Genomic DNA, 14,521 nt, shown 5'->3' on the forward strand with positions numbered 1-14,521 from the left:
GTGGGCACCCTGTCCGGCTCCTTCAAGGGTTTCGGCGTGACCTTCGCGCACATGTTCCGCAAGGTGATCACGACCGACTACCCGTTCTCCCCGCCCAAGCCGGCGCCGCGCTACCACGGCCGGCACATCCTCAACCGGCACCCGGACGGCCTGGAGAAGTGCATCGGCTGCGAGCTGTGCGCCTGGGCCTGCCCGGCCGACGCGATCTACGTCGAGGGCGGCGACAACACCGACGAGCAGCGGTTCTCGCCGGGCGAGCGGTACGCGAAGATCTACCAGATCAACTACGCCCGGTGCATCTTCTGCGGGCTCTGCATCGAGGCCTGCCCGACCCGTTCGCTGACCATGAGCAACGAGTACGAGCTGGCTCGTGACAACCGTCAGGATCTGATCTTCACGAAGAAGGAGCTCCTGGCGCCGCTGCTGCCCGGCATGGAGCAGCCGCCGCACCCGATGCGCCTGGGTGAGACCGACAAGGACTACTACGTCGGCGCCCTCACCAACCCGGGCACGTCGGCCGGCGCCGAGCGGGCACCGTGGGCGGACGCCGGCACGCACGACGCCGCCGACCCGCAGGAGCACGCCGAGCGGCCGGAGACGGCCGGCACAGTCCGGAAAGAAGGTGCACCGCGATGACCGACCTCGTCCTCGCGGCCGCGGCGAGCCAGGTCTCCACCGGCGAACAGGTCGCCTTCTGGATCCTCGGGCCGCTCGCGGTGATCGGCGCGCTCGGCATGGTCATCGCCCGCAACGCGGTGCACTCCGCGCTCTGGCTGGTCGTGACCATGCTGTGCCTGGGCTTCATCTACGTGGTCAACGCGGCGCCCTTCCTCGGCGCCGTGCAGATCATCGTCTACACCGGCGCCATCATGATGCTGTTCCTGTTCGTCCTGATGCTGGTCGGCCGGGACGCTTCGGACTCGCTGATCGAGACGTTGCGCGGCCAGCGGCTGGCGGCAGTCGTCCTCGGCGTCGGCTTCGCGGCGCTGATCGGCACCGGTCTGGCCCGCGCGCTCGACGTGACCACTGTGGTCGGCCTGACCGAGGCGAACGCGAACGGCAACGTGCAGGGCCTGGCAGCGCTGCTGTTCACCCAATACGTCTTCGCCTTCGAGATCACCTCGGCCCTGCTCATCACGGCCGCGGTCGGCGCCATGATCATGGCCCACGTGACGAAGGCCAAGGAGGAGAAGGTCGACCAGGTGACCCGGATGAAGGAGCGCTTCCTTCCCGGCAACTACCCCGGCCCCAAGGCCGGCCCCGGCGTCTACGCGAACACGATGTCGGTGGCCGCGCCGGGCCGGCTGCCGGACGGCAACGGCGCCGAGCGCACCATCTCGCCGATTCTCCCGGTCCGTGAGTTGACCGCCACCGAGGCGGCTCCGAAGGGAACCGAGAAGTGACTCCCGACTACTACCTCATCCTGTCGGCCGTCCTGTTCACCATCGGTGCGGCGGGCGTGCTGATCCGGCGGAACGCGATCGTGCTGTTCATGTGCATCGAGCTCATGCTCAACGCCGCGAACCTCGCGCTCGTCACCTTCAGCCGGATCAACGGCGGCCTGGACGGCCAGATCATCTCGTTCTTCGTGATGGTCGTCGCGGCAGCCGAGGTCGTGGTCGGCCTCGCCATCATCATGTCGATCTTCCGTACGCGGCGCTCGGCGAGCGTCGACGACGCGAACCTCCTCAAGTACTGAAGGGCCTTCACGTGGAACAAAGTGTGGAGTTTGCCCCCGCGACGGGAGTGTTGAGCAGTATCTGGCTGCTCGTGGCGATCCCCCTCGCCAGCGCGGCCCTCCTGCTGCTGCTCGGCAAACGGGCCGACAAGTGGGGACACTGGCTCGGCGTCCTCGCGGTCGCCACCTCTTTCGTGCTGGGGCTCGTCTTCTTCGCGAGCCTGGCCGGCCTCGACGCCGAACAGCGCTCGGCGGAGCTGAGTCTCTGGGAATTCATCGTGGTCGGCGGGCTCAACGTCGACTTCGGTCTGCTCTTCGACCCGCTGTCCGGCGTCTTCGTCCTGCTGATCACGGGTGTCGGCTCGCTGATCCACCTGTACGCGGTCGGCTACATGGAGCACGACCCGGGACGCCGGAAGTTCTTCGCCTACTTCAACCTGTTCGTCTCGGCGATGTTGCTGCTGGTCCTGGGCAACAACTACGTGATGCTCTACTTCGGCTGGGAGGGCGTCGGCCTGGCGTCGTACCTGCTGATCTCCTTCTGGTACACCCGGCCGTCGGCGGCCACCGCCGGCAAGAAGGCGTTCCTGATGAACCGGGTCGGCGACGCCGGCCTGGCCATCGCCATCTTCCTGATGTTCACCGAGCTGGGCAGCACCCAGTACGACGACGTCTTCACCGGTGCCCCGACGCTCGCCGCCGGGACCATCCTGGTGATGGGCATCCTGCTGCTGCTCGGTGCGTGCGGCAAGTCCGGTCAGTTCCCGCTGCAGGCGTGGTTGCCGGACGCCATGGAGGGCCCGACCCCGGTGTCGGCGCTCATCCACGCCGCGACCATGGTCACCGCCGGCGTCTACCTGATCGCCCGGTCCAACCCGGTCTTCTCGGCGAACACCACGCTGCAGCTGATCGTGGTGAGCGTCGGCGCGCTGACCCTGCTGATCGGCTGCATCATCGGCGCGGCCAAGGACGACATCAAGCGGGTGCTGGCCTGGTCGACGGTGAGCCAGATCGGCTACATGTTCCTCGGCGTCGGTCTCGGCGGTGGGGCGTACGCGCTGGCCATCGTCCACCTGCTGGCGCACGGCTTCTTCAAGGCCAACATGTTCCTCGGGGCCGGCTCGGTCATGCACGGGATGCACGACCAGGTCGACATCCGCCGGTTCGGTGCGCTGTCCAAGCACATGAAGATCACCTGGATCACGTTCGCCACCGGCTGGCTGGCGATCATCGGCATCCCGCCGCTCTCCGGTTACTTCTCGAAGGAGCCGATCATCGCGGCCGCCTTCGAGCGTGACGTGACCTGGGAAGCCTGGGTGTTCGGCATGGCCGCCCTGCTCGGCGCGGGCCTGACCGCGTTCTACATGACCCGGCTCTTCGTGCTGACCTTCCACGGTCCGGCCCGCTGGACCGACGACATCAAGCACCCGCACGAGTCTCCGCCGATCATGACCATCCCGCTCATCCTGCTGGCGATCGGCTCGGTCGGCTCCGGTTTCCTGATGAGCACGAGCGTGCCGGACTGGCTGACCCCGGTCCTCGGCGAGGAGGGCGGCGAGGCGGCGCACGGCGTCCTCTCGCACACCGTGGTCACCATCCTGTCGTTGCTGGTCACCGTGCTCGGCGCGGGCCTGGCCTGGATGCTGTTCCGCAACGGCACGGCCACCGAGCCGCAGCCGGCCGGGGTGCTCGTCACCGCGGCCCGGCGCAACCTCTACACCGACTCGTTCAACGAGGCGGTGTTCGAGCGGCCCGGCATCTACCTCACCCGCGCTCTGGTCTACCTCGACGGCCGGGGCATCGACGGCGCGGTGAACGGCATCGCGGCCGCCGTCGGCGGCGGCTCCGGTCGACTCCGGCGACTGCAGACCGGCTTCGTCCGCTCGTACGCCCTGTCGATGCTCACCGGCGCCATGTTCGTGGTCGGCGCCTTCCTCGCGATCCAGATGGGGTGGTTCGCTTGAGCGACTTCCCGTTCCTTTCTGTCCTGACGCTCCTACCGCTGGTCGGTGCCGGCGTCGTCGCCTTCATCCCGCGGGCCAAGGCCGAGCTGGCCAAGATGGTGGCGCTGGTCTGGTCGCTCGTGGTGCTCGCGCTGAGCATCGTGATGTGGCTGGCGTTCACCATCGACGGCGAGCGGTTCCAGTTCTACGAGTCGTACGCCTGGATCCCGACCTGGGACGCCCGGTTCACCTTCGCCGCCGACGGCATCGCGCTGGTGATGCTGATGCTGATCGCCATCCTGTTCCCGGTCGTCATCCTGGCGTCCTGGCACGACGTCGATCAGAGCAAGCGGTCCGCGCCGGCGTACTTCGCGCTGCTGCTGTCCTTCGAGTTCACGATGATCGGGGTCTTCGCCGCGGCGGACATCTTCCTGTTCTACGTGTTCTTCGAGGTCATGCTGATCCCGATGTACTTCATCATCGGGTCGTTCGGCAGCGGCCAGAAGCAGTACGCGGCCGTCAAGTTCTTCCTCTACAGCCTGGTCGGCGGCCTCTTCATGCTGGCCGCGGTGATCGGGCTGTGGGTGTACGGCGGTCACACGTTCGACTTCGCGAAGCTCACCGAGGCGGCCGGTTCGATCGACCAGAACACCGCGCGGTGGCTGTTCCTAGGCTTCTTCGTGGCGTTCGCGATCAAGGCGCCGTTCTTCCCGTTCCACACCTGGCTGCCGGACTCCGGTGGGGCCGCTCCGGCCGGCGCGGCCGCGCTCCTGGTCGGCGTGATGGACAAGGTCGGCACGTTCGGCATCCTGCGATACTGCCTCTCGATCTTCCCGGAGGCGTCCCGCTGGTTCGCGCCGGCGGCCATGGTGCTCGCCGTCATCGGCATCATCTACGCCGCCCTGCTCGCGGTCGGCCAGAACGACCTGAAGCGGCTGGTGTCGTACACGTCGATCGCCCACTTCGGCTTCATCGGCATCGGCATCTTCGCCTTCACCACACAGGCCGGGACCGGCGCCGTGCTCTACATGGTCAACCACGGCCTGGCCACCGGCCTGCTGTTCATCGTGGTCGGCATGTTCGTGGCCCGGCGCGGCTCCGCGCTGGTCAGCGACTTCGGCGGCGCGGGCAAACTGGTGCCGGTCCTGGCCGGGGTGCTGTTCTTCGCCGGTCTCGCCTCGCTGGCGCTGCCCGGCACGGCGCCGTTCGTCAGCGAGTTCCTGGTGCTGATCGGCACGTTCAGCACCAACAAGCCGATCGCCGTGATCGCCACCGTGGGCATCGTCCTGGCCGCCGCGTACGTGCTGTGGATGATTCAGCGGACCACGCAGGGCACCCTGAACCCGGCGCTGGCCGAGGTGCCGGCCATGTCGAAGGACATCACCCTGCGGGAGAAGGTCGTGGTCGCCCCGCTGATCGCCCTCCTGCTGGTGCTCGGCTTCTATCCGAAGCCGGTCACCGACGTGATCAACCCGGCGGTGCAGGCGACCCTGCAGGACGTCGGCAAGACCGATCCGGCGCCGACGGTGGTCGCTGATGGAAAGGCAGGCGGCTAGCCATGGAAGAGCTGAAACTGCAGCTGCCCCCGATCGACTACGCGGCGCTGCTGCCCATCCTGATCCTCTTCGGTGCGGCCTGCCTCGGGATCATCCTCGAGGTGATGCTGTCGCGGAAGATCCGCAACGTCGTCCAGCTCACGGTCGCGCTGCTGGCGGTCGTCGCCTCGTTCGTCGCGGTGGTGATGGCGCGCGGCAAGCACCTCAAGACCATCGGCGAGGCGGTGGCGGTCGACGGGCCGACCCTGTTCCTGCAGGGCGCGATCCTGGTGCTCGGTGGGGTGTCGCTGCTGCTGATCGGGGAACGCACGATCGAGAAGGGCGGCGCGTTCGTCTCGCAGGCCGCGATCACGGTCGGGTCCAAGAAGGACGTGCAGCAGGCGGCCGGGCAGCCGGGCGCCACCGAGGTGTACCCGCTGACCGTCTTCGCGCTCGGCGGCATGCTCCTGTTCGTCGCGGCGAACGACCTGCTCACCATGTTCGTCGCGCTCGAGGTCTTCTCGCTGCCGCTCTACCTGCTCTGCGCGCTGGCCCGCCGCCGGCGGCTGCTGAGCCAGGAGGCCGCGCTGAAGTACTTCCTGCTCGGGTCGTACGCCTCCGCCTTCTTCCTGTTCGGTGTGGCCTTCATCTACGGCTTCGCCGGCGGCATCCACCTCGACGAGGTGCACGCCGCGGTCGCCAACCCGCAGAAGAGCCAGGTGCTGCTCTACGCCGGCTTCGGCCTGCTCGCGATCGGCCTGCTCTTCAAGGCGGCGCTCGCCCCGTTCCACGTCTGGACCCCGGACGTCTATCAGGGTGCGCCGACCCCGGTGACCGCGTTCATGGCCGCCTGCACCAAGGTGGCCGCGTTCGGCGCCCTGCTGCGGGTGCTCTACGTGGCATTCGAGGGGGTGCGCTGGGACTTCCAGCCGGTGCTCGGCGCGATCGCGGTGCTCACCATGTTCATCGGCGCGGTTCTGGCGGTCACCCAGACCGACCTGAAGCGCCTGCTGGCCTACTCGTCGATCGCGAACGCCGGATATCTCATGGTCGGCGTGCTCGCGCTCAACGCGGAGGGCCTGAGCAGCACGATGTTCTACCTGGTGGCGTACGGGTTCTCGGTGCTCGCGGCCTTCGCGATCATCAGTCTGGTGCGCGACGCGGACGGCGAGGCCACCCACCTGTCCCGGTGGGCCGGCATCGGCCGGAAGAGCCCGCTGCTCGCGGGTGTCTTCACGTTCATCCTGCTGGCCTTCGCCGGCATCCCGCTGACCAGCGGCTTCACCAGCAAGTTCGCGGTGTTCGGCGCGGCCGTGGAAGGCGGGCAGACCTGGCTGGTGATCTTCGGCGTGATCACCAGCATGCTGCTGGCGTTCCCGTACCTGCGGGTCGTCGTGCTGATGTGGCTCTCCGAGCCGGGCGAGACCACGCCGGCGGTCTCCATCCCGGGCTTCCTCACCTCGACGGTGCTGGCCCTGGGCGTGATCGTGACGGTGGCGCTGGGCGTGGCGCCGGCGCCGCTGATCGACCTCACGCAGGATGCGGCACAGTTCATCCGGTAAGTCCGGCCGAAACTGATCAGCCCCGAGAGCCCCGGCAGCCGCCGGGGCTCTCGCCGTCCCACCCACACCCCGAGCGTGGTGACTCAAGGCGCGCTGCCTACCCGAGGTCCCCCACACAACGGGCTGCACGAGCGAGCGTGGTGACTTGAGGTGCGCTGCGCACCCTGAGTCACCACACGTGGGGTTCAGCTGCGGGCGGCGGGGGTGAGATGGGCCACTGGGTGGGACCACGGCGGCGCCCGCCCAGGGCGACAGCCTGCGGGACTGTGCTTCACCCGTACCCCCGTCGCCTGATTTCGATCTTGTCGCGTGCCACCCTGGCACTGGATCCGGATGGGCGGTATGGCATCGTGAAAGCGTGGTGAACATCGGTGATCTGACGCTGTCGTCGCTGGGCCTCGACGTCGATCCCGCGATGGACGCGTCGGTGACCGCGACGCTGGCCGCCGTGGAGGAAGCGCTGCGCGGGCATGTGGCCAGCGCCGACCCTCTCGTGGCGGAGGCCGCACGCCATCTCGCCGACGCCGGGGGCAAGCGGTTCCGCCCGCTGCTCGTCGCGCTCGGCGCCCAGTTCGGCGATCCGGCGGCCCCGCAGATCATCGCCGCGGCCAACGTGGTCGAGCTGACGCACCTGGCCACGCTCTACCACGACGACGTCATGGACGAGGCCGCCGTGCGGCGGGGCGCACCGAGCGCGAACGCCCGCTGGGGCAACTCGGTCGCGATTCTCGTCGGTGACTACCTGTTCGCGCAGGCCGCCGACCTGGCCGCCACGCTCGGCACCGAGGCTGTGCACCTGCAGGCGCAGACCTTCGCGCGGCTGGTGCACGGGCAGATCGCCGAGACGGTGGGCCCGCGCGGCACCGACCCGATCGAGCACCACCTGCACGTCATCACCGAGAAGACGGCTTCGCTGATCGCGACCGCGGCCCGGTTCGGCGGGCTCTTCTCGGGCGCCGAGCCGGAGCACGTGGAGGCGCTGGCGGGTTACGGCGAGACCATCGGCATCGCGTTCCAGCTCTCCGACGACCTGTTGGACATCGCCTCCGAGTCGGTCCAGTCCGGCAAGACGCCCGGAACTGATCTGCGCGAGGGTGTGCCGACCCTGCCGGTGCTCTACGCGCTGGCCGGCGATGACACCGACGCCTCCGCGCTGCGGTTGCGTGAGCTGCTCTCGGCCGGGCCGATCACCGACGACGCGTTGCACGCCGAGGCGCTCACCCTGCTGCGCGAGTCGGCCGCGATGAAGCGGGCCCGGGAGACGGTGCGGACCTATGCGGAGGATGCCCGGTCGCGGCTGGCGCCGCTCCCTCAGGGGGAGGCGCGGCGGGCGATGGAGTCACTCTGCGATTTCATTGCCGATCGTACGGGCTGAGCGTTCCGTCCGCGGCCGGGAGCCCTTCGCTGCGTGGCGGCGCAGCAACCGGCTGCCGAGCAGCATCAGCACCGCCGCGGTGACCATCGCGCCCGCACCCGTGATCCACATGGTGGGGTAACCCACGGCGTCGGCCAGCGCGCCCAGCCCGAGCGGTCCCAGGCAGCCACCGGCATAGATGCCGGTCTGCGTGATGGAGGTCGCCGCCGCGGGTGCCTGCGGGTGCAGCCGGACCACCGCGAAGGTGAGCAGGCCCGGCCAGGACCAGCCGAACCCGAATCCGAGCACGACGCCGAGGATGAGCGTCACCGCACCGGGCACCGCGAGCAGCGCGAGCCCGACCGCCCCACAGGCGAGCAGGGCGGCGATCAATCCGACCTGCTTGCCGGGGCGCAGGTCGGCCTGCCAGCCGCCGCCGATCCGGGCCAGCATGCAGACGGCACCGCCGAGGGTGAGCGCGAGGCCGGCGGGCCCCGGCGCGATGCCGTGGTCCACCGCGGAGGCGACCACGAACGTGCCGAGCGCGTTTGCTGAACCGGCCGCGAACGTGCCGGCGAGACCGATGACGATCAGCGCGCCGGTGGCCTGTCCCGCCTCCCGCCGCCTCTTCGGCTGCCGTTCCTCGGCCGGGATGAGCGGGATGACGGCCAAGGCGAGTACGCCGGCCAGCACGAACGCCCATCGCCAGCCGACGGTGAGCCCCAGCACCGGGACCGCCGCCCCGGCGAGCAGTGTGGAGATCGGGATGGCGGCCTGCTTGATGCCGAAGGTCAGTCCTTGCCGGCGCACCGGCACGTGCCGGGACAGGCTGGTGTTGCTGGCGAGCTGGGTCATCGCGTTGGCGGCGGCGCCGAGGACCAGGATGGCCATCAGCGCCCACAGCGAGTGGGCGGCGACGGCGACGCCGATCAGCGCGGCCACGGCGAGGACGATGCCGAGGCGGGCGATGAACGTCGGTCCGTGACGTTCGACCAGAGCGCCGGCCGGTATGGCGGCCAGGGCGCTCGCTCCGAAGTAGGCGGAGACGGCGAGTCCGAGCCCGGCCGGGGAGAAGTCGAGCTCGTCACCGATCTGCACGGCCAGGCCGCCGATCAGGAAGACCGGTATCGAAACAGCAATGGTCGACGCGAGCGCCCCGATTGTCGCCCGTCGAGCATCGACGCTGGTGAAACCGGTTACAACCGGCTGATTTCGGAGCTCTGGCATTGAACGCAGACTAAGCGATCGCCCGGCCGGACGGCTGCGGACAGTTCCATTGATCACACCGGCTGTGTAAATCGATCGTGATCCACATGCTTTTGGCATTCCGTCTACGAACGTTTCTTCATATGGTGTAAGTCCCTGGCCTCGGAGGTAGCTGTGCGTGACCCCCTAGCGGAGCCGTCAGATCTCATCCGGAGCGTGTCGCGCGCCTTGCGCGTGCTGGAGTCGGTCGGACGTGCCCCGCGCGGACTCACCGTCAAGCAGATCGCCCGGCGGTGCGAGCTGACCGTCGCGACGACCTACCACCTGGTGCGGACCCTGGCCTACGAGGGCTACGTGATCCGCCGGGAGGACGGCACCTACATCGTCGGCCTGGAGATCGCCGATCGCTACCGGGAGCTGGTCTCCGCGTTCCGTGGCCCGCCCGCGGTCGGCGAGGCGCTGCGCCGTGCGGCGATCGACACCGGCTACAGCCACTACCTGGGCCGCTTCGTCGGCGGCCGGATCGCCGTCACCGCCTCGGCCGAGGGCGCCCGGTCCCCGTTCCTGGACGACATCGCGCCCGGCTTCGACGAAGGCGGCCACGCCACGGCGCTCGGCAAGGCGCTGCTCGCCACGCTCACCCCCGACCAGCGCTCGCGCTACCTGCGCGACTACGGCATGCGGGCGTTCACGCCGGCGACGCTCACCACGCCCGAGGCGCTGGAGGCCGACCTGGCCGCCGGCGAGCGGCGGGGCATGCAGATCGAGATGGGACAGTTCCGGCAGGGCCTGGCGTCGGCCGCCGTGGTCGTGGTCGCCGACCGGGACATGGAGCGCCGCCTGGTGCTCGCCTGCTCGATGCCCGCCGCCGAGATGCTGACCTCGGCCCGGGTGGTGCGGGCGAAGCTCACCGCGGCGGCGCGCAACGTCGCCGAGGCGCTGTCCGGGGGCGAGTCGGCGACCGCTTGACGGCCGGTGGCTCTCCGCATGCGGGCCGCCACGTTTTGACGAGCACTGTTAAGGGCGCGTTGAACCTTAGAGTCGTGCGCCGCGTACCAGAGACCGGGACGAACGAGCCGGTTGGAGGCGGTACGCGATGCGATGCGAGGACGGGCATGACGACGCCGCCTATGTCCTCGGCGCGCTGTCGCCGGGCGAGCGGGCCGCGTACGAGAGTCACCTGGCGACCTGCTCGTTCTGCCGGGAGGCGGTGGCCGACCTGTCCCGGGTGCCGGACATGCTCGACCGGCTCGACGCGGACGAGTTCGCGCGGCTCCTCGACCCGACCCTGAGCTCGTCCACCGCGCCCTATCCGCATCCGTACCCGCACCCGCGACGCCGGCCACGCGTGCGCGCCTTCCCGATCCGGGTGCTCAGCACGGCCGTCGCGGCGGTGCTCGTCCTCCTCCTCGGTGGCGGCGTGGTCGCGTGGTCGATGGACCGGAACACACCGGCCGCACCACCACCCGGGCCGGCCGTGGCGATGGAGCCGGTCGACAACGTCTCGCCGATCACCGCCACCGTGCGGCTGACCAGCACCCCGGGCGGGACGAACATCGAGATGGAGTGCTCGTACAGCAGGTCGGCGGACATGGCGTACACGTTCCGGCTGATCGCGTACGGGCCGGACGAGCAGAAGGAACAGCTCGGCTCCTGGCTGGCTCAGCCCGGCACGACGTTCACCATGCCGGGCGCGACCCACTTCGGTGCGGGCAGCCTGGCGCGCCTCGAGGTCGTGCGGTTCGACGGCAAGGCGATGCTGGCGTACGACCTGCCGGGTTTCGCGTCCGGCAACTGAGACTCCTCCGGCGGCCGTTCGGTCAGCGGGAGGGCAGGGCGGCGGCGGCCGGCCCGGCGGTGGCGGCCGCCGCGCCGGTCGCCGCACGTTCCCGCGCCGCGACCCGGTTGTTCCGGATGCCGTCCACCGTGAAGATCAGCAGAGCCAGCCAGACCAGGCCGAACCCGGCCAGCCGGGCCGGCGGCATCGGCTCGTGATAGACGAGCACGCCGACAGCGAGCTGGATGATCGGCGCCACGTACTGCAGGATGCCGAGCCCGACCAGCGGCACCCGGTTCGCCGCCCCCGCGAAGAGCAGCAGCGGCACCGCGGTGGCGATGCCGGAGAAGAGCATCAGCAGGGTGTGCGTGACCGAGACGTGCCCGAACTCCGCGCCGCCGGACAGGTTGAGCCAGGTCAGGAACGCGAGCGCGGGCAGGGCCAGCACCGCCGACTCGACGAACAGGCCCTCGGCCGGCGGTAGCGACATGCGCTTCTTGATCAGGCTGTAGCAGCCGAACGAGGCGGCCAGCGTCAGCGCGACGTACGGCAGGTGCCCGTAGTCGACGGCGAGGATGGCGACCGCGAGCGCGCCGACGCCGACGGCCGCCCACTGCCACCGGCGCAGCAGCTCCCGCTGCACGAAGACGCCCAGCAGCACCACGACCAGCGGGGTGATGAAGTAGCCCAGCGCGGTCTCCACCACCCGCGACGAGTTGACGGCGTAGATGTAGGTGCCCCAGTTGAGGCCGATCAGCACCGCGGCGAGCGCGATCCCGGCGAGCCGTCGTGGCGTGCGGAGGAGGCGGCCGAGGAAACGCCAGTTGCGCATCACGGCCAGCAGCAGCGCGACGAAGAGCACCGACCAGACGACCCGGTGGGCCAGGATCTCCATCGCCGGGGACGGCTGGAGAAGCTTGAAGTAGATCGGGAAGAAGCCCCAGAGCGTGTACGCCGTCAGGCCGTACACATAACCGCGCCGCTCATCGCTCATGTCTCTCACCGTAAGGGCTGGTCCGGAGCGCGGTCCTTGCATATTAGCTAGGTCACGGAGCCAATTCGCGCACCGTGGCCCGGCCCTTCATGATCGGAAAAGGCTGATGGGGACGCCGCGCCGGCGTCCCCATCCTCTCGTCGCGCTCGGCGGTCAGTCGTCGCCGTCCGGGACCAGCATGTTGAGGAGCCAGCTCACGACACCCACCAGCAGAGCGCCCAGCAACGCGGACGGCCAGAAGTCGTCGACGTGGAAGCCGAGGTCCAGCTCGCCGGCGATCCAGCTCGTCAGCATGAACAGCAAGCCGTTCACGACGAGCGCGATGAGGCCCAGAGTGAGGACGTACAGACCGCAACCGAGCATCTTGATGATCGGCCGGAGGATCGCGTTGACCAGACCGAAGATCACCGCGACGGCCAGGAGCGTGCCGGCCTTACCGGCAGCGGACTCGGCGGTCAGGTTGATTCCGTCGATCACCAGGGTCGCGATCCACAGTGAGACGGCTGTAATCACCAGCCGGATGAGGATGCCCATGGCAGGGGATCGTGCCACGGCCGCGCCACCTGCGGGTACGACACCCCGCGATCTTCATCCACCTGTCGCAGAAGAAGCAGTCAAATCCAGACTTGTCATTCGATGAGGTACGACCCATGGCACCGATCAGGACCCTTTCGGTCGGAGTCGGTGCGAGGGCGGCCCAGCGGACCGTGCTGCGACCGACCAGCGCGACCATCGTGGAGCGCATCCGGGTGAGGTAGCCGGCGGTGTCGCCCAGGTGCAGCGCCTCGCCGAGCAGTCCGGCCTCGACGGGATCGAGGGTCTGCAGGACGAGAAGGTCCGCTTCGGCGGCGACGGTCAGGTCGGCGGGGGTGAGGTGGTCGAGCACCTCGAGCGTCGTCTGCCAGCGGCCGGCGGGGAGGGCGCCGGAGACGCAGTCGAGGACGGTGAGGGCAGGTCGCAGGGGAGAGCCGGCCCCGGTCTCCCGTGGCCGGTCGCGGGGGAGCAGCGGGATCGGGTCGCCGGCGCCGCGGACGAAGTCCGTCCAGTCCGGTGGGCGGGCGCTGTGCACCGTCACCCGGGCGCCGGTCGCCAGCGCGCGGAACGTCAGCAGCTGGGCGCAGGCGAGGCTGCCGACGAGGAGGACGCGGGTCGGGCCGGGGCGGAACAGGGTGATCGAGATCGGGGCGCCGAGCCGGTTGCGGCCGAGGAGAAGGCCGGCCGAGACGGCCGGCACGGCGGGACTCTGAGCTTCCGCCCGGCCGTTCCTCGCTTCCGCCCGGCCGTTCCTCGCTTCCGGCCGGCCGTTCCCCGGGCCGGTGCCCAACGGCAGGGTGGCAGAGAGGCCCGCGAGGTGGGCGCCGTCCCAGCGCCGCAGGGTGATGTGCTCCGGATCGAGCAGTCTTCGGAGCAGCTGGGCGGCGTTGTCGAGCGCGCCGGCGCCGGGCGCGGCCAATCGGATCAGGAAGCCCTCGGCCGGCGTTCCGCCCAGAGTCGCGGTCAGAGCCAGCGTCGTTGCGGCGGCCGGCAGGTGCAGCAGGCGGGTGAGCAAACGGGCGGGGATCACGCCGGACTCGGGACGGCAGTGAAACGTCGCCTGATGAAGCCGGCCGAGACGAAGGGCGGTCCACAGCTCCTCCGCCTGATCGGGCGGTTCGGCATGGGCCAGGTCGGAGATGGCGCGCACCGAGGCGTCCCGGTCGAGCGGGCGGGCCCCGTGCGTCCGGAGCTGCCGGATCAGACGCCGGCCGAGGATGAGCAGCAGACGCTGGAGCTCCGCCTCCGGCCAGCCCTCGGTGCGCGGCAGGCGGATCGCCATGAGCGCGGTGAGCTGCCCGAGAAAGTCGTGTCGATCCGTGCTCAACGAGCGGTAGGAGCCGGCGGCCGGTCCGGCGTCGCGGGCCGCGGGAACGCCGGTCAGGACCAGTTGGAGCCGGATCGGCGGCTGGTTCTCGCCGGGAGCGGGCAGAAGGGTCCGCAGAGGTGGCAGCGCGGCTGACGGCTCGGCGAGCTCCAGCAGCATGGTGAGTCCGGAGTCGTCGACCAGCACCGCGGCCGGTTCGCCGGCCAGATCAGCCGTGGTCACGAGCGTGTGCGGGGCGATAAGGGTCAGGACGGCGGCGGGGGCGTCCAGCGGGGTGCTGCGGCGGCGGGCGTCGAATTGCAGGCGATGGAGCAGGGGGCGGTCGTTCACGCGTACCCAAACGATCGTCAAGAAGCCGGCGGCGGCGAACGCCGCCGCACCGAAGATCACGCCGCCTCGGGTGGCGCCCAGCAGGGCGAGCGCGAGCGCGGCCTGGGTGGCGACGAGCTGATGCAGCCGTACGCTCCAGCGACGTCCACTGGGGATCATGGCATCCCTCCGTCCGCTGCCCGCGGGCGCTGATGCATCGAAGGCTATCCACAGCAGTCACGTCGGGTTGTCGGTTATCCACAGCCTGTGGTGAAGGCCTACCGGGCCCGGCGGCCTGGCCG

The 14,521-nt window shown here is 69.8% G+C and carries 13 protein-coding genes; 9 read left to right on the forward strand and 4 right to left on the reverse strand.

What is annotated here, in order from left to right; translation table 11 throughout:
• The 7 genes from nuoI to AC0NH5_RS23085 all read left to right on the forward strand — a co-directional run bounded on the left by nuoI (position 1) and on the right by AC0NH5_RS23085 (position 8,093).
• The gene (nuoI, locus tag AC0NH5_RS23055) at positions 1–636 is read left to right on the forward strand and encodes an NADH-quinone oxidoreductase subunit NuoI (RefSeq protein WP_474407235.1); all 636 of its coding nucleotides are present in this window, start codon (positions 1–3) and stop codon (positions 634–636) included.
• Entirely contained in the window at positions 633–1,403 is a 771-nt protein-coding gene (locus tag AC0NH5_RS23060; protein ID WP_474407236.1) for an NADH-quinone oxidoreductase subunit J, read from the forward strand. Before nuoI ends, AC0NH5_RS23060 begins: the two co-directional genes overlap by 4 nt.
• Positions 1,400–1,699 carry an NADH-quinone oxidoreductase subunit NuoK gene (gene nuoK / locus AC0NH5_RS23065; RefSeq protein ID WP_474407237.1) on the forward strand — a complete coding sequence of 100 codons (300 nt, stop codon included), beginning with the start codon at positions 1,400–1,402 and terminating at the stop codon, positions 1,697–1,699. Before AC0NH5_RS23060 ends, nuoK begins: the two co-directional genes overlap by 4 nt.
• Before the next feature lie 11 nt (positions 1,700–1,710).
• Positions 1,711–3,642: an NADH-quinone oxidoreductase subunit L gene (gene nuoL, locus AC0NH5_RS23070; protein ID WP_474407239.1), complete on the forward strand. Its 1,932-nt coding sequence runs from the start codon at positions 1,711–1,713 to the stop codon at positions 3,640–3,642.
• Positions 3,639–5,177, forward strand: a complete 1,539-nt coding sequence (locus AC0NH5_RS23075) for an NADH-quinone oxidoreductase subunit M (protein WP_474407241.1) — start codon at positions 3,639–3,641, stop codon at positions 5,175–5,177. The genes nuoL and AC0NH5_RS23075 overlap by 4 nt, the downstream gene beginning before the upstream one ends.
• 2 nt (positions 5,178–5,179) lie before the next feature.
• Entirely contained in the window at positions 5,180–6,718 is a 1,539-nt protein-coding gene (nuoN, locus tag AC0NH5_RS23080; protein WP_474407243.1) for an NADH-quinone oxidoreductase subunit NuoN, read from the forward strand.
• A 415-nt stretch (positions 6,719–7,133) separates the two neighbouring features.
• Positions 7,134–8,093, forward strand: coding sequence for a polyprenyl synthetase family protein (locus AC0NH5_RS23085; RefSeq protein ID WP_474407600.1), 960 nt, complete (start codon positions 7,134–7,136; stop codon positions 8,091–8,093).
• On the opposite strand, the gene AC0NH5_RS23090 is transcribed toward AC0NH5_RS23085, so the two are convergent.
• The gene (locus tag AC0NH5_RS23090) at positions 8,058–9,299 is read right to left on the reverse strand and encodes an MFS transporter (protein WP_474407245.1); all 1,242 of its coding nucleotides are present in this window, start codon (positions 9,297–9,299) and stop codon (positions 8,058–8,060) included. The two genes, AC0NH5_RS23085 and AC0NH5_RS23090, sit on opposite strands and share 36 nt — an antisense overlap.
• 153 nt (positions 9,300–9,452) lie before the next feature.
• On the opposite strand from AC0NH5_RS23090, the gene AC0NH5_RS23095 reads away from it, so the two are divergent.
• Entirely contained in the window at positions 9,453–10,247 is a 795-nt protein-coding gene (locus tag AC0NH5_RS23095) for an IclR family transcriptional regulator (protein ID WP_474407248.1), read from the forward strand.
• Between the two features lie 127 nt (positions 10,248–10,374).
• On the forward strand, positions 10,375–11,076 hold the full coding sequence (locus AC0NH5_RS23100) for an anti-sigma factor family protein (RefSeq protein WP_474407250.1): 702 nt from the start codon (positions 10,375–10,377) through the stop codon (positions 11,074–11,076).
• Between the two features lie 22 nt (positions 11,077–11,098).
• On the opposite strand, the gene rarD is transcribed toward AC0NH5_RS23100, so the two are convergent.
• From rarD to AC0NH5_RS23115, 3 genes are all read right to left on the reverse strand, one after another.
• Positions 11,099–12,049, reverse strand: coding sequence for an EamA family transporter RarD (rarD, locus tag AC0NH5_RS23105; protein WP_474407252.1), 951 nt, complete (start codon positions 12,047–12,049; stop codon positions 11,099–11,101).
• Positions 12,050–12,202: 153 nt separating this feature from the next.
• A complete protein-coding gene (locus AC0NH5_RS23110; protein WP_474407255.1) occupies positions 12,203–12,583 on the reverse strand; it encodes a phage holin family protein in 381 nt (126 codons plus the stop codon).
• Positions 12,483–14,399, reverse strand: a complete 1,917-nt coding sequence (locus tag AC0NH5_RS23115) for a type VII secretion protein EccE (protein ID WP_474407259.1) — start codon at positions 14,397–14,399, stop codon at positions 12,483–12,485. Before AC0NH5_RS23115 ends, AC0NH5_RS23110 begins: the two co-directional genes overlap by 101 nt.
• Between the last annotated feature and the right edge of the window lie 122 nt (positions 14,400–14,521).

The organism is Actinoplanes sp. 13 (assembly GCF_056134165.1).

What these genes read in the sequence shown, in the direction of transcription:
- nuoN (WP_474407243.1), top strand. Translation starts at nt 5,180, where the DNA reads ATGGAAGAGCTGAAACTGCAGCTGCCCCCGATCGACTACGCGGCGCTG.
- AC0NH5_RS23110 (WP_474407255.1), bottom strand. Translation starts at nt 12,583, where the DNA reads ATGGGCATCCTCATCCGGCTGGTGATTACAGCCGTCTCACTGTGGATC.
- rarD (WP_474407252.1), bottom strand. Translation starts at nt 12,049, where the DNA reads ATGAGCGATGAGCGGCGCGGTTATGTGTACGGCCTGACGGCGTACACG.
- AC0NH5_RS23090 (WP_474407245.1), bottom strand. Translation starts at nt 9,299, where the DNA reads ATGCCAGAGCTCCGAAATCAGCCGGTTGTAACCGGTTTCACCAGCGTC.
- AC0NH5_RS23060 (WP_474407236.1), top strand. Translation starts at nt 633, where the DNA reads ATGACCGACCTCGTCCTCGCGGCCGCGGCGAGCCAGGTCTCCACCGGC.
- AC0NH5_RS23100 (WP_474407250.1), top strand. Translation starts at nt 10,375, where the DNA reads ATGCGATGCGAGGACGGGCATGACGACGCCGCCTATGTCCTCGGCGCG.
- AC0NH5_RS23115 (WP_474407259.1), bottom strand. Translation starts at nt 14,399, where the DNA reads ATGATCCCCAGTGGACGTCGCTGGAGCGTACGGCTGCATCAGCTCGTC.
- AC0NH5_RS23085 (WP_474407600.1), top strand. Translation starts at nt 7,134, where the DNA reads ATGGACGCGTCGGTGACCGCGACGCTGGCCGCCGTGGAGGAAGCGCTG.